The 14,780-nt window shown below is 62.2% G+C and carries 13 protein-coding genes and 1 tRNA gene; 5 read left to right on the top strand and 9 right to left on the bottom strand.

Annotated features, from left to right (window positions below; all coding sequences use genetic code 11):
- Nucleotides 1-75 precede the first annotated feature (75 nt).
- Nucleotides 76-1,560, top strand: coding sequence for a trigger factor (gene tig, locus L610_RS18220; RefSeq protein ID WP_144706804.1), 1,485 nt, complete (start codon nt 76-78; stop codon nt 1,558-1,560).
- A 76-nt stretch (nt 1,561-1,636) separates the two neighbouring features.
- Here the strand turns inward: tig and radC are convergent, their stop codons facing one another.
- The 3 genes from radC to L610_RS18205 all read right to left on the bottom strand — a co-directional run bounded on the left by radC (nt 1,637) and on the right by L610_RS18205 (nt 4,769).
- On the bottom strand, nt 1,637-2,404 hold the full coding sequence (radC, locus tag L610_RS18215; protein ID WP_144706802.1) for a DNA repair protein RadC: 768 nt from the start codon (nt 2,402-2,404) through the stop codon (nt 1,637-1,639).
- Between the two features lies 1 nt (nt 2,405).
- A complete protein-coding gene (gene map, locus L610_RS18210) occupies nt 2,406-3,239 on the bottom strand; it encodes a type I methionyl aminopeptidase (RefSeq protein ID WP_144706800.1) in 834 nt (277 codons plus the stop codon).
- Between the two features lie 90 nt (nt 3,240-3,329).
- Nucleotides 3,330-4,769 carry an aldehyde dehydrogenase family protein gene (locus L610_RS18205; protein ID WP_144706798.1) on the bottom strand — a complete coding sequence of 480 codons (1,440 nt, stop codon included), beginning with the start codon at nt 4,767-4,769 and terminating at the stop codon, nt 3,330-3,332.
- 617 nt (nt 4,770-5,386) lie between these two features.
- Here L610_RS18205 and L610_RS18195 point away from each other — a divergent pair.
- Complete coding sequence (locus L610_RS18195; RefSeq protein WP_144706794.1) at nt 5,387-5,839, top strand: Rrf2 family transcriptional regulator; 453 nt, start codon at nt 5,387-5,389, stop codon at nt 5,837-5,839.
- On the opposite strand, the gene L610_RS18190 is transcribed toward L610_RS18195, so the two are convergent.
- The 3 genes from L610_RS18190 to L610_RS18180 are packed head-to-tail and all read right to left on the bottom strand — an operon-like array spanning nt 5,840 to nt 8,331.
- Nucleotides 5,840-6,298, bottom strand: a complete 459-nt coding sequence (locus L610_RS18190) for a MarR family winged helix-turn-helix transcriptional regulator (RefSeq protein ID WP_144706792.1) — start codon at nt 6,296-6,298, stop codon at nt 5,840-5,842.
- Nucleotides 6,295-6,693, bottom strand: a complete 399-nt coding sequence (locus L610_RS18185; RefSeq protein ID WP_144706854.1) for a rhodanese-like domain-containing protein — start codon at nt 6,691-6,693, stop codon at nt 6,295-6,297. Before L610_RS18185 ends, L610_RS18190 begins: the two co-directional genes overlap by 4 nt.
- Before the next feature lie 18 nt (nt 6,694-6,711).
- Nucleotides 6,712-8,331: a fumarate hydratase gene (locus L610_RS18180; RefSeq protein WP_144706790.1), complete on the bottom strand. Its 1,620-nt coding sequence runs from the start codon at nt 8,329-8,331 to the stop codon at nt 6,712-6,714.
- 256 nt (nt 8,332-8,587) lie between these two features.
- Between L610_RS18180 and L610_RS18175 the strand changes: the two genes are divergently transcribed.
- The 3 genes from L610_RS18175 (at nt 8,588) to L610_RS18165 (ending at nt 13,707) form a co-directional block, all read left to right on the top strand.
- Nucleotides 8,588-10,633 carry a murein L,D-transpeptidase gene (locus L610_RS18175; RefSeq protein WP_144706788.1) on the top strand — a complete coding sequence of 682 codons (2,046 nt, stop codon included), beginning with the start codon at nt 8,588-8,590 and terminating at the stop codon, nt 10,631-10,633.
- A gap of 101 nt (nt 10,634-10,734) precedes the next feature.
- Nucleotides 10,735-10,809: transfer RNA gene (locus tag L610_RS18170), tRNA-Val, on the top strand.
- A gap of 330 nt (nt 10,810-11,139) precedes the next feature.
- The gene (locus L610_RS18165) at nt 11,140-13,707 is read left to right on the top strand and encodes an EAL domain-containing protein (RefSeq protein WP_144706786.1); all 2,568 of its coding nucleotides are present in this window, start codon (nt 11,140-11,142) and stop codon (nt 13,705-13,707) included.
- Nucleotides 13,708-13,726: 19 nt separating this feature from the next.
- Here the strand turns inward: L610_RS18165 and L610_RS18160 are convergent, their stop codons facing one another.
- From L610_RS18160 to L610_RS18150, 3 genes are read right to left on the bottom strand one after another with little or no spacing between them, the layout of a single operon-like run.
- Nucleotides 13,727-13,948 carry a ribbon-helix-helix domain-containing protein gene (locus tag L610_RS18160; protein ID WP_024847741.1) on the bottom strand — a complete coding sequence of 74 codons (222 nt, stop codon included), beginning with the start codon at nt 13,946-13,948 and terminating at the stop codon, nt 13,727-13,729.
- Nucleotides 13,945-14,142: a DUF4169 family protein gene (locus L610_RS18155; protein ID WP_144706784.1), complete on the bottom strand. Its 198-nt coding sequence runs from the start codon at nt 14,140-14,142 to the stop codon at nt 13,945-13,947. The genes L610_RS18160 and L610_RS18155 overlap by 4 nt, the downstream gene beginning before the upstream one ends.
- Before the next feature lie 7 nt (nt 14,143-14,149).
- Nucleotides 14,150-14,686, bottom strand: coding sequence for an SspB family protein (locus tag L610_RS18150; protein ID WP_144706782.1), 537 nt, complete (start codon nt 14,684-14,686; stop codon nt 14,150-14,152).
- Nucleotides 14,687-14,780 lie beyond the last annotated feature (94 nt).

Here is a 14,780-nt window from a genome sequence, read left to right as displayed (position 1 = left end):
CCCCGGCACGCTATTCCCGCACGCTGAACGGCGAGCCGCCGGACCCGGCGGCTAGACGAAGACAAAGGTTTTGAGATGCAGGTTACCGAAACGCTCAACACGGGGCTGAAGCGCCAGATCAAGGTGATCGTCCCAGCCTCCGACCTGGAAGCCAAGCTCACTGAGCGGCTTTTCGCGGCTAAGGATAAGGCACGCATCAACGGCTTCCGTCCCGGAAAGGTGCCGATCCAGCACCTGCGCAAGATGTACGGCAAGTCGTTCATGGCGGAGGTCGTCAACGAGATCCTCAACAACTCGACCCGCTCGATCCTGGAGGAGCGCGGTGAGAAGGCTGCGATGCAGCCGGAAGTCATCATGACCGAGGATGAGGCCGAGGCCGAGAAGATCCTCGCCGGCGCTGCCGATTTCGAGTTCTCGCTCGAGTACGAGGTTCTGCCGGAGATCGAGCAGAAGGACCTGTCCACGCTCAAGATCACCCGCCTCGTCTACGACGTTCCGGAAGAGGAAGTTAACGAGCACGTTGAACAGGTCGCGAATTCCGCGCGCACCTACGAGGAGAAGAAGGGCAAGGCCGAGCAGGGTGACAAGGTCACCTTCGACTACCTCGGCAAGATCGACGGCGAGGCCTTCGAGGGCGGCGCTGCCGAGGATGCCGATCTCGTCCTTGGCTCCAACCAGTTCATCCCGGGCTTCGAGGACCAGCTGGTCGGCCTCAAGGCCGGCGAAGAGAAGGTCATCACTGTCACCTTCCCTGAGCAGTACCCGGCCGCTCATCTCGCTGGCAAGGAAGCCACTTTCGACATCAAGGTGAAGGCTGTCGCCAAGCCGGCCGAGCTCGAGCTGAACGACGAAGTCGCCAAGCAGCTCGGTCTTGAGAGCCTCGAGAAGCTCCGCGAAGTCGTGAAGGGCCAGATCGAGAGCCAGTACGGCGCGGTTACCCGCCAGAAGGCCAAGCGCCAGCTGCTCGACGCGCTGGATGAGGCCTACAAGTTCGAGGCTCCGTCGAAGCTGGTCGACGCTGAGTTCAACAACATCTGGGCCCAGGTCAACAACGACCTCGCTCGCGCTGGCCGCACCTTCGCTGACGAAGGCACCACCGAGATCGAGGCTCGCAACGAGTACCAGCGCCTTGCAGAGCGCCGCGTCCGCCTCGGCCTGGTCCTGGCCGACATCGGCGAGAAGGCCGGCGTCCAGGTCACCGACGAGGAGCTGCAGCGCGCCCTGTTCGACCAGATCCGCCGCGTCCCGGCGAGCCAGCAGCAGCAGGTCTACGAGTTCTACCGCAGCAACCCGAACGCGCTCGCAAGCATCCGCGCGCCGCTGTTCGAGGAGAAGGTTGTCGACCACCTGCTGACCGTCATCTCCGTCGACGACAAGAAGGTCTCGAAGGACGAGCTGCTCGCTGATGACGAGGAAGGCGAGGGCGAGGCCAAGGAAGAGAAGAAGCCGGCCAAGAAGGCTGCTTCGAAGGCCAAGGCTGCCGATGAGGCAGGCGAGGGCGAGGTCAAGAAGAAGGCCGCTCCGAAGAAGAAGGCTGCCAAGGACGACGCTGCCGAGTAAGCGCTCCTGGCAAGGAATCGAAAAGGCCGCCTCCGGGCGGCCTTTTTGTTTGCGTGGAGTTCCGAGGAGCCGCTGGTCATATCAGCTGCAAGCCCTTCAGGCTCGCATGGCCGTGCTTGCCGATAATGATGTGGTCATGGACGACGATGTTCAGCGGCCGCGCGGCCTCGATGATGAGCTTCGTCATCTCGATATCGGCGCGCGAGGGCGTCGGATCGCCGGAGGGATGATTATGGACGAGGATGATGGCGGTCGCCGACAGTTCCAGCGCGCGGCGAGCCACCTCGCGCGGATAGGCGGGCGTGTGGTCGACCGTGCCGACTTGCTGCACTTCGTCGGCGATCAGCACGTTCTTCTTGTCGAGAAAGAGGATGCGGAACGTCTCGCGTTCCTGGAACGCCATTGCCGTGCGGCAATAGTCGAGAACCTGCTGCCAGGTGCCGAGTAGGGGGCGCTTTGCGATCTCGCCACGCGTCATGCGGCGCGCGGCTTCGGCGATCACCTTGATGTCCAGCGCGACGCTGTCGCCTACGCCGCGCACTTCGCGCAGCAGGTGCGGCGGTGCGCCCAAGACCTCCGCAAAGGAGCCGAAGCGGTTAATCAGCGCCTTGGCTATTCCCTTGGTGTCGGCGCGCGGGATCGAGCGGAAGAGCAGGAGCTCGAGGAGCTCATAGTCGGCGAGGGTGGTGGCCCCGTTTTCAAGGAAACGGTTTCGGAGGCGATCGCGATGGCCGAGATAGTGTGGCTTGTCCGCCTTCTTGTTGTGCACCGGAAGTGGCGGTTGCGGCATGGCAACCGGGAACTCGGAGAAGAAGCCGCGTTCGTCTTCTTCCCCGCCCGTCATGTCACTTCCCGGTTGTGATGCCGGGGGCAAACAGGCCCGCCGGGGAGAGGGTAAAGACCTCGCAGCCAGTCTCGGTGACACCCACCGCGTGCTCATACTGCGCGGTAAGCGAACGGTCGCGGGTGACAGCCGTCCAGCCGTCCGACAGCACCTTCACATGCGGCTTGCCGAGATTGATCATCGGCTCGATCGTGAAGATCATGCCTGGGCGCATCTCGACGCCTTCATTGGCGTGGCCGTAGTGCAGGATGTTCGGCGCATCGTGGAACAGCCGGCCGACGCCGTGGCCGCAGAAGTCGCGAACCACCGAGCAGCGCTCGGCCTCGGCGTAGGCCTGGATCGCCGCCCCGATCGCGCCGGTGCGTGCGCCGGGCTTCACGGCAGCAATACCGCGCATGAGGCATTCGTGTGTGACTTCGAGCAGGCGTTCCGCAGCACGCTTGATCTGGCCGACCGGGTACATGCGGCTGGAATCGCCATGCCAGCCATCAACGATGTAGGTGACGTCGATGTTGACGATGTCACCCTCGCGCAGCGGCTTGTCGTCCGGAATGCCGTGGCAGACGACGTGGTTGATCGAGGTGCACACCGAGCGCGTATAGCCGCGGTAGTTCAGCGTGGCCGGGAGAGCGCCGTTGTCCATGCCGAACTCGAACACGAAACGGTCGATCTCTAGCGTCGTTACGCCGGGTTTCACGAATGAGACGAGTTCGTCGAGGCAGCGCGCGGTAACCTGGCAGGCCTTGCGCATGCCTTCAAAGGCTTCCGCGTTGTAGAGACGGATCTGACCGGTATTGCGAAGCGGTGCCGTCTCCGCATCGAGATAAGTGACCATTTGGCCGCTGCCATCCTAGAAATTTACCAGCCCTTCATTTCGCACCGAAGGCGCTCGGGTTCAAGGGGTGCGGGTGCAAGGCTGCCGTGCTTACGCCGGCCAGCCCGACACTGCCTTGATCTCCAAAAACTCCTCGAGGCCAAAGACACCGCCTTCGCGGCCGATGCCCGACTGCTTGTAGCCGCCGAAGGGGCTGCCGGGAGCATTCGACTTGCCATTGAGATTGACCATGCCGCTGCGCAGCTGGCGGGCAACGCGGCGCGCACGCTCCGGATCGCCGGTCTGGATGTAGCTCGACAGGCCGTAGGGCGTGTCGTTGGCGATGGCGATCGCCTCTTCCTCGGTCTCGAAGGGAATCATCGCCAGCACCGGCCCGAACACTTCCTCCCGGGCGATCGTCATGTCGTTGGTCACGTCGGCAAAGACGGTTGGCCGGACATAGTAGCCGCGATTGAAACCTTCCGGGCGGCCCGGACCGCCGGCGACGAGTCGCGCGCCTTCCTTTATCGCAATTTCGAACAGGCGCTGGACCTTGTCGAACTGGGTCTGTGAAACCAGCGGACCGATGTGGTCGCCATCCTCGGCCGGGTTGCCGACGCGCACCTTCGCGGCGTGACGTGCGGCGACTTCGACAGCCTGATCGTAGACTGGACGCTCGACCAGCATGCGGGTCGGCGCGTTGCAGGACTGGCCGGTGTTCTCGAAGCAGTGGTTGAGACCGCGCACCACTGCATCTTCGACATCCGTGTCGGCAAAGACGAGATTTGGCGACTTGCCGCCAAGTTCGAGCGCAACGCGCTTCACTGTGTCGGCCGCGGCCTTTGTGACGGCGACGCCGGCGCGGGTTGAGCCAGTGAACGACATCATGTCGATGCCCGGATGGCGCGACATGGCCTCGCCGACGGTCGGGCCGTCGCCGTTGACCATGTTGAACACGCCGGCGGGGAAGCCAGCCTCGTCCATCATCTCGGCGAAGATGATCGAGGAAATCGGCGCGATTTCGGAGGGCTTCAGCACGACCGTGCAGCCGACGCCGACGGCCGGCGCCACTTTCAGCGCCACTTGGTTCATCGGCCAGTTCCACGGCGTAATCAGGCCGCAGACGCCGATCGGCTCGCGGATGATCCGCTCATCCTGGAATCGGTCGTTCAGTGGATACTCGAACTGGAAGCTTTTGAGAGCGTAGATGAAGTTGCGGATGTGGTAGCTGCCCGCAGCCGCTTGCTCCTCGATCGCGAGGCGAATCGGGGCGCCCATTTCCTCGGAAATCGCCTTGGCCATTTCCTGCGCGCGACGCTTGTAGATCTCTAGTAGCCTCTCGACCCGGGCGACTCGCTCCTCGTGCGGCGTTGCCGCCCAGGCAGGGAAGGCGCGACGCGCTGCTTCGACCGCGATGTCGACATCCGCTTCGGAACCGAGCGAAATGATCGCGTAGGGCTGCTCGTCGGCGGGATTGATGACTTCGAATTCCCACGGCTTCACCGGCGGGACCCACTTGCCGTCAATGTAGAAATCCGTCCGTCGCAACATTCCGCTGCCTCCTCAAAAACTCTGCACGCCTGACAGTTCATAGCCGGTTTCGAAGGCTACGGCACCTGCCGGTGCGACACGTGATTCATCATGTGCGTAAACCACATATGTGGACCGCCACCCGATCATTAAAATGCGGGCTTTCCCGTTTTACCTATGGAAACGGTTGCGGGCGCAAACCCGTCGCACATGGGGGGCGACATGGAGAGATGCCTGTGACCACGACCTTTCCGGCCGTACGCCGCCATTTGGAGGAAGCCTATCGCCTGCTCGGTGGGAACGATGAACTGAGCGAAAGAACGCGTCAGGCTCTTGATATCCTCATAGATGCGCTCCTTGCTGCCGAGTATCGTGCGCCCCGGAGGAGCGCGACGATCATCGGTTTCCCGGCTCAGCCAAGACCGAGCAAAAGGGGACAGATGTCTTCGCAGCCAACCGGCAAGTAGGCCAGCTGCCGCGGGTCCGCATATCCATAAGGCAAACGCGCAATTCTGTCGCATTTGCTGTTGTATGTGAGAGGCGCCGGGCCTATCAGACAAGCAACGGGTGCGGCTCGGGAAATACTCGGCAGCCGCCACAACCAGTCGGCGGGGCCGACTGTCTGCAGGGCGCGAGCGATGCTCACCAGAAAGGGCAAATACGGGCTGAAGGCATTAATGCACTTGGCGCATCTGCCGCCTGGTCAGTTCGAGTTCGTCAGCGAGATCGCAATCGCCAACAACATCCCGAAGAAGTTTTTGGACGCGATTTTGGGCGAGCTGCGCAACGCCGGCTTCGTCCATAGCCGCAAGGGCAAGGATGGCGGCTACCGGCTCGCCAAGCCAGCTTCCGAGATCAAGGTCGGTCATGTCATCCGCGTGCTGGATGGCCCGCTGGCTCCGATTCCCTGCGCCAGCCAGACCGGCTACCAGCGCTGTGAGGATTGCGACGAGGCTACCTGCCAGGTCCGGCATGTGATGCTGGAGGTTCGGCAGGCCGTCGCAATGGTGCTCGATAATCGGAGCCTTGCCGAGATGCGCGACGCGGCCAATGACGACGTGGCGACGGTGCTGCTGCGTTCGCAGGGCTGATCAGTCTTCGCCGGTATCCAGCATCTGCTCGATTCGCCGCATCTGATCGCCGAGCGCATCGCACTGGGCAGGCGTTGACTGCGCCATCACCTTGTCGAGCAGCTGCGTGTAGACCTTTAACGCCTCCATCAGCTTCTGGGTGCCTGTGTCGGTCAGGTAGAGGCGGATGATGCGCTTGTCTTTAGGGTCGCCCTCGCGCCGGACCAGCCCTTGCGTCTCGAGCTGCGGTACCAGCATGGTGATGTTCGAGCGGCCGACGAGCAGCTTTCGCGCCACTTCGTGCTGCGACATGCCGGGGTGACGAAAGATGTTCATCATCACGTCGAGCTGGCCGACCTTGAGGTCGAGCGCCGCAAGCTCGCGGGTAAGCGCACGCACAACCGCTTTTTCCGCCCGCACCAGCGCAATCCAGTTGCGGAAGCGCGGATTGTCCCAAGGGAGGGCGCCGGTTTCGCTCATGCCCGCTCGCGCGGGGCCGTGTCGACCGGAAGCTCCGCCTTCTTCCAGGCGCCAAAACCACCCTCGATATGCATGACGGGTTCAAGCCCCATGTCTTGCGCGGTCTTGGTGGCAAGCGCTGAGCGCAGCCCGCCAGCGCAGAAGAAGATGAAGGTCTTGCCGCTGGCGAAGATCGGCTTGTGATAGGGGCTTTCCGGATCGATCCAGAATTCGAGCATCCCACGGGGCGCGTGGAATGCTCCGGGTACGCGGCCCTCGCGATCCAGCTCGCGCGGATCGCGAATGTCCACCAGGACGACATCGTCCGACTGCGCCAGACGATGCGCCTCTTCGGGCGTTACAGCGCTGATCGCGGCATTGGCTTCTTCGAGTAGTTGCTTGTAGCCTTTCCTCATCGCCATGCCGCAGATCTCCTAGCCGAGGTTGAGTTCCTTGAAGAAGTCGTTGCCCTTGTCGTCGATGACGATGAAGGCGGGGAAGTCCTCGACCTCGATGCGCCAGATCGCCTCCATGCCGAGTTCCGGATATTCGACCACCTCTACCTTCTTGATGCAATCCTGCGCGAGACGCGCGGCCGGACCGCCGATCGAGCCGAGGTAGAACCCGCCATGCTTGGCGCAGGCCTCGCGCACCTGGCGTGAGCGGTTGCCCTTGGCGAGCATGACCATCGAGCCACCGAACGACTGGAACTGGTCGACATAGGAGTCCATGCGGCCGGCAGTCGTCGGGCCGAACGAACCCGAAGCATAGCCAGCCGGGGTCTTCGCCGGGCCGGCATAGTAGATCGGGTGGTTCTTGAAGTAGTCCGGCATCGGCTCGCCGCGCTCAAGGCGCTCGCGGATCTTCGCGTGCGCGAGGTCGCGTGCCACGATGATCGGGCCCGTGAGCGAAAGACGCGTCTTTACCGGGTGTTGCGACAGCGTCTTGAGAATCTGCTCCATCGGCTGGTTGAGGTCGATGCGTACGACATGCGAGGTCAGTTTCTCATCGTCGATGTCGGGCATGAAGCGCGCCGGGTTGGTCTCCAGCTCCTCGATGAACACGCCGTCGCGAGTGATCTTGCCCTTGGCCTGGCGGTCGGCCGAGCACGAGACGCCGAGGCCGATCGGCAGCGATGCGCCGTGGCGCGGCAGGCGGATGACGCGGACGTCATGGCAGAAGTACTTGCCGCCGAACTGGGCGCCGACGCCCATTTGCTGCGTCAGCTTGTGGATCTCGGCTTCCATCTCGACGTCGCGGAAGGCGTGGCCTTCCGGGCTGCCCTGGGTGGGCAAGCCGTCGAGATAACGGGTCGAGGCGAGCTTCACGGTCTTGAGGTTCATCTCGGCCGAGGTGCCGCCGATGACGATGGCGAGGTGATAGGGCGGGCAGGCCGCCGTGCCGAGGGTCAGGATCTTTTCCTTCAGGAAGTCGATCATGCGGTCGTGCGTCAGCAGCGACGGCGTCCCCTGGTAGAGGAAGGTCTTGTTGGCCGAGCCGCCGCCCTTGGCGACGAACAGGAACTTGTAGGCGTCCTCGCCCTCTTCGTAGATGTCGATCTGCGCCGGCAGGTTGTTCTTGGTGTTCTGCTCCTCGAACATCGAAAGCGGCGCGAGCTGCGAGTAGCGCAGGTTCTTGCGGTTGTAGGCGTCCAGCACCCCCTGGCCGAGCCAGGCGTCGTCGCCGCCCTCGGTCCAGACGCGGCGGCCCTTCTTGCCCATGATGATCGCCGTGCCGGTGTCCTGGCACATGGGCAGCACGCCGCCAGCGGCGATATTCGCGTTCTTCAGGAGGTCATAGGCCACGAAGCGGTCGTTGTCGGTTGCCTCCGGATCCTCGAGGATCGAGGCGAGCTGCTTCAGGTGGCTGGGACGCAGCAGGTGGTTGATGTCGGAAAACGCGGTTTCGGATAGCAGGCGCAGCGCTTCCGGCTCCACCGTCAGGACTTCCTGGCCGCGGAAGGTATCCACGGAGACGTAGTCGGAAGTCAGTTTGCGGTAAGGAGTATCGTCGGAAGCAAGAGGGAAGAGATTGGCTGCTGCCGGATTGGCCATGGCTATGCGTCCCGAGTAAGGTTCGTCGATGGCAGCCTCTTAGACCATTGTCCTGAAAAGTAAAAAGGGGATTCGACTCATTCCGCAGCGTTGGAAGGCGGTTGAATGCCGCATGACCCTGCGTCGGGTTGTGCCTGTGGCCCAAAGGCCGCACACGACGCTCCGTGTGACCGCATTCGCCGGCGCGACTTAACGGATTCAGGCTGAATCACTATAGTCGGGACATGTTCGGGGAACTCGCGCAGGTAGAATATTTATGACGACCACTCGCTACGCCAGGTTGCTGGCGCTTTCGACCGCGGCCACGCTGACCGCATTCGCTACCTGCACGGCACCGGCTTCGGCGCAGACGCTGTTCGACATGCTGTTCCGTGACCGGCCGCGCCATGCGCCCCAACAGCCACCGGCCGTCATGGTTCCCGCCGAGCAGCCGAAGAAGGTGGTGACGCCGCCGAAGGTCGCCGGCCCACAGTACTACACCTACAAGACGGACCCGCTGGTCCGGGTCGACTTCTCGGCGATCGTGCCGCAGCGCCAGCGCGACGGTGCATCACTTTCGGCGCCCGGCATCGACCACACCACCGTCGGCACCATCGAGGACCGGATCGAGGAAGTGCTGGAGGACGCCAAGGCAACCGAGGTCTCAAGCCAGCCAGAAGGCGCTGCGAGCCCGGCTGCGTCGCCTGAGTCGGCCTCCGACGCTGCATCGACACCGCCGTCCACCGAAACCCAGACCGAAATCACTGTCCAGGCAGAGGCACCTGCCGCTCAGCCGCTGACCGAAGAGCAAATCCGCAGCCTGCAGGACTTTGCGCTGCTGGCGGAAAAGAACGTCGCCGAGGCGCTGGTTGCGTATTACAGCCAGGAGCCGAGCTTCATCTGGGTTGCCGACGGCGCGATCACCCAAAAGGCGCAGGCCGTCCTGAAGACGCTGTCGCAGGCTGACCAGGAGGGTCTCGACCCGCACGACTATGCCGTAACGGTGCCGGGATCGGACGCGGGTGAGGGCGCTTTGACCGCCTTCGAGATGGAGCTGTCGGCCCGCGTGCTGCGCTATGCGCGCGATGCCCGCAATGGCCGGATCGACCCGAACCGCATCTCCGGCTACCACGACTTCAAGCCGAAGGAGTTCGACGGCGTAAAACTCCTGCGCGATATGCGCGCCAGCACGGATGTCGCCGCGTTCCTCGATGGGCTGCACCCGCAAAACGCCTATTACAAGGCGCTGCGCGCGGAGCTTGTCCGCCTGCGCGAAAGCGCCGAGAACGACATCATCGTTGACCCGAAGACGGTGGTGAAGCCCGGCCAAACCAATCCGGAATTCGCAAAAATCCTGACGCTGATCAGCCGACGTGCCGACGAGACGTTTCGGCTTGAGCACGGCGACGTCCTGACGCGCCATCTCGGCAGCGACACCTATGCGCAGGAGCTGGTTCCCGTCATCAAGGCCGCCCAGCGTATGGTCGGCATCGGCGACGACGGGGTGATCGGTCCGCGTACGGTGCTCGCGATCGCCGGCGAATCGAAGACTTCGTCGATCGAGAAGGTGAGGATCGCGATGGAGCAGATCCGCTGGCTCCCGTCCGACTTCACCGACCGCTACGTCTTCATCAACACGCCTGCCTTCGAGGCGTACTACGTCGAGGACGGCAAGCAGAAGCTGTCGATGCGCACGGTCGTCGGCCGCATCGAGACGCAGACCTTCTTCTTCCAGAACGAGATCAGCTACGTCGAGTTCCACCCCTACTGGGGCATGCCGCGCTCGATCCTGGTCAACACCTACCTGCCGCGCGTCCTCAAGGACCCGAGCTATTTCGACCGCAATGGCTACGAGGTCGTCGACCGCAACGGCCGCGTTGTTTCCTCGACCGCGATCGACTGGTCGGCCTACGGTGCCAACATCCCGTTCGACGTGCGCCAGCGTCCGGGCGCCAACAACGCGCTCGGCGAAATGAAGATCATGTTCCCAAACCCGCACGCCATCTACATGCACGACACGCCGGAAAAGCACCTCTTCGCCCGCGAGAATCGCGCGCTGTCGAACGGCTGCATCCGCCTGTCCGATCCGAGGGCGATGGCCGCCGCCGTGCTCGGGTGGGACAAGGAACAGGTGGCAAAGCGCCTGCAGGCGCCGCACGGCCGCGAGACGCTCAAGGTGAAGGTGCCGGTCTACGTCTCCTATTTCACCGCATGGCCGGATGAATCCGGCGAGGTCCGCTACTTCAACGACGTTTACAGTCGCGACGAAAAGGTTCGCGCGGCGCTCGACAAGGTGGGTGCGCTGCGCGCCGCGGGTGTCTGAAAGACCCCTGGGGAAGAAAGCGCGGAAGGTGCATCTTCCGCGCTTGACTTGATCACGGGGCACTCGTTATATCGCCCCACTTCGCCGGTTCGGTCGGCGCAGGGCGCGTAGCTCAGCGGGAGAGCACACCCTTCACACGGGTGGGGTCACAGGTTCAATCCCTGTCGCGCCCACCATTGAAAGCCTCAGAGTTTTCAATGGATTGGTCCAGATCCGCAAATTCACCGGACAGAAGAAGCGGCTGCTGGTCACACTCTGGTCACAGCAAGATCTGTAGTCGCCGTTGCGCAAGGACCGGGATGTTTGTGGTTCCGCTCCTGCTGAACTGCACGGCTTCGAGAAATCCTCTGGTGAGCGAGATCTATTCTTCAAGCACGCTCCTGGTCTGATATTACGTAGCGGAAACGCATTATAGAGCGTCCGGTCGCTTTTGATATGGCGCAATGAAACCTTAATGTGTTTGAAGAAGATTGCGCTAATATACTCAATCAGTGGACACGGCTTTGATGGTCCGACCTCAGGACGAAGACTCTCCACGTAATACGATTTGCTCACCTGTCGGCGGGGATCAGTCGCTTTTCGATGCACTCGCATGTGCTGCCCCTGGTCTCGTCTGGGTGTGCGACGATGAAGGGCGCGTCGAGTTTATGAATTCCCACTGGTCGGCGTTCACAGGGCTTGCCCAGGAACAGGCGATGGCCCATGGCTGGCTGGATGTCATTCATCCGGCTGACGCGGCGGCTTTTCGCGCCCGGATATCGTTGGGCAAGCGCGGCACGGACAACATTCAGGAGGAAATTCGTCTCCGTTGTTCTGATGGTATGTACCATCGCCATGTCCTGCGGGTTCACCGAGTTCGAGGAGGCAAGTGGGTCGGATGCGCAATAGACGCCCACGACTGGCTCACGACGGAACTTCGGGATGCAACACAGGGCGCGATCCTGGAGATGGTGATCTCCGGAGCGGAACTGTCGCATCTGCTCAACGAACTTTGCCGGGCTGCCGAGCGTCAGATACCCGGTGCGACCTGCAGCATATTACTGGTGGACGCCGAAGAGGGTAAGTTCGTCACCGGAAACGCACCCAATCTCCCCAGCACCCTCATCAATATGCTGCGCGGGGTCCGGATCGGCACCGGAGTTGGTTCGTGCGGTACCGCTGCTTTCGAAAGGCGCGATGTCATTACCACGGATATCGCCACTGACCCGTTATGGGTCGAATGGGGAAGGTGGGTGCTCCCTCTCGGGTTTCGCGCCTGCTGGTCTCAGCCGGTTTTCGCATCTAGCGGTGAGGTAATCGCTGCATTCGGTTTCTACTTCCAGGAAAATCGCTCTCCGACGCCTGCGGAAATGCGGGAGCTTGCTCGAATTCGCGGCCTTGCAACTCTTGCGATCGAACGAGCGAGGATCCTTGAGGCTCTACGGGAGAGTGAGGAGCACTACCGCCACACGGTTGAGCAGAATCCGCAGATACCGTGGACAGCCGACCGACATGGAAACATCCTCAGCGTGTCCTCCCGCTGGACTGGGAAAACCGGCATCGCTCAGGCGGATGCCCTCCGGCAAGGTTGGCTGGAAGCTTTGCACCCCGATGATGTCGAAGCCACGGTGGCCACGTGGCAGCGCGCGCTGGCCTCCGGACAGCCCTACGACATGAACTATCGCATACGCCTGAGATCCGGGGAATTTCGCTGGATCCGTGCCAGGGCAACAGCTCGAAGGGATGAACTCGGCGCGATTATACGGTGGTACGGCACAGTTGAGGATATTCACGAACAGTATCTCGCGAACGAGAAGCTCAAGCGCCAGGCGTTCCATGATGAGCTAACGGAGCTTCCGAACCGACGGAAATTCGTTGAGGAACTGAACAGCCGCCTGCAAGCCGCCGGTGGCTTCATCTCGCTGATGGTGCTTGACCTCGACGACTTCAAGCTCGTCAACGACCGATACGGGCACATGACCGGAGATGCGGTACTCCGCCTGTTTGCCCGCTATTTGCAGCGGCTGAAGGACGAGAATGAGTTCGTTGCCCGTCTGGGCGGCGACGAGTTTGCGATCATCTGTGAGCACGTGCGTGACGAGTCCTGCCTGTTGGCGCGCGCCCGCGAAATTGAAGACAAGCTCGAAGCGTATCTGAAAACGAACAAAAAGACGCGGTCATGCCGTCCGAGCATCGGATGTGCGATCGGCCGTCCCGGGGACAACCCTGATGAGGTCTTCAAGCGCGCAGATCTCGCGCTCTACGCGGCCAAGGGGGCCGGCAAGGGCATCGTGAAGCTGTTCGATCCAAGCATCCGCAGTGCCGCCTCCCGACGAAGCGAAGCGTTCGATCTCGCCCGCACAGCGCTGCGAGAGAACTGGGTCGTGCCTTTTTATCAGCCCATCGTTAACCTCAAGGACCAAAGCGTCCGGGGCTATGAGGCGTTGCTGCGTATCGGGCATCCGGAGAAGGGCATTTTGGCACCTGCGGCCATTATGGATGCGCTGGACGACCCCCGTCTGGCAGATGCCATCGGTACGCGAATGATCAGCCTGGTCATTGATGACATGGCGTCGATGGCGGAAAGGGGAATGTCGTACGGGCAGATATCGATCAACCTCGCTACGGAGAACCTCGTAAATCAGGACTTCGTTTCCAACCTGCAGCGTCTTCTCGCAAGCCGCAAACTGCCAAGGAAGTCTATCAAGCTCGAAATCACCGAGCGCGTTCTGATGAATGAACTCGGAAGCAGGGTTATCGAAAATCTCAATGAGCTGCGCGAGAGCGGGATCGGAATTTCCCTCGATGACTTTGGGACGGGATATGCGTCTCTCGTTCACCTTCAGTCCCTTCCGGTGGATGAGATCAAGATTGATCGGTCCTTTGTCTCCGGGCTGGGAACGAAGGCGAACGAAGGTGTCATCGTTCAGGCAATGCTGGGGCTTGCCAAGGCGTTAGGACTGGTCACTGTCGCCGAGGGCGTTGAAACTCTAAGCGAGGCCCGACAGCTTGCGGAATGGGGGTGCGACTTTGGTCAGGGCTATCTGTTCGGGCGCCCCTCGTCTGTTGAACAGACGAAGTCCGCGGCTGCATAAGCAGCGTCGAACGCGGATGCTAACGCGTTCCGCGTTTCACCTCCTCCAGCACGAACACCCTGAGTGCTGAGGACAGATTCGTGTCCCTCGGGCGCGTTTCATCGACTTCGGCGACGAGGGCCGCGACCGAGAGCCCGCGCTCAGCAGCGATGCGCGACAGTTCGTCGAAGAAGGGTTTTTCGAGGGAAAAGCTGGTCCGGTGTCCGCGGATCGAGATCGACCGCTTTTCGACCGTGCTCATGACTCGTCGGACTGATCTGGTCGTTCGCGCCGGTGCGCTTCGATGCGCGCGATCTCGTGCTCGCGCTTGGCCCGCGCGAGCGTGCGCTCTGCCTTGGTCAGGCCATGCAGGGTGCGGTTCTGGTCGGCGATCTTTTCCTTCTCGCCGCGCGCCTTGTGCTTGCGCGCCATGCGAAGGTTGACGACCTCACCCATGTGAAGGCTACTTCTTACGGAACGCGTCGAGGGAGACGACGTCTGCGCCCTTGCCGGATTCCTTCGGCTCCTCGGCGGAAGGTGCCTTCGTCTCGGCGACCGGGGCCTCGCGGGCAGGGGCGGGAGCAGCGGGAGCGGGCTGCAGCGTGGCCACCGGTGCTTCCGGCGCGTTCTGGACCGGCGTTGGCACCGGCACGTCGAACTCCAGCTCGAAGTTGACCGACGGATCATAGAAGCCGCGCACGGCGGCAAACGGCACTTCCAGTTTTTCCGGGATGTCGGAGAAGGAGAGGCCCACCTCGAACCCGGTCTCGGTGACCTTCAGGTCCCAGTACTGGTACTGGAGCACGATGGTCATCTGCTCCGGATAGCGCTCGCGGATGCGGCTCGAAATCCGCACGCCCGGGGCGTTGGTCAGGAAGGTAATGAAGAAGTGATGGTTGCCAGGCAGCCCCGTCTTCGCAACTTCTCCAAGCACCTTGCGCATCACGCCGCGCAGGGCTTCCTGGACGAGAATGTCGTAGCGAATGTGGTCGTCAGCCATAGGCGTAGGGTTTCCGTGAATCGAACCCGCTTGGTGTAGTCAAGCGCGAGGCTTGCGTAAACCGGATATAGCGCTTTGCAGCGATAGCAGCAAA

Origin of the sequence: Aminobacter sp. J44 (assembly GCF_007829415.1) — a bacterium.
In the GTDB taxonomy this organism is placed as follows: Bacteria; Pseudomonadota; Alphaproteobacteria; order Rhizobiales; family Rhizobiaceae; genus Aerobium.
This window is presented reverse-complemented; position numbering and strand designations above follow the sequence as displayed.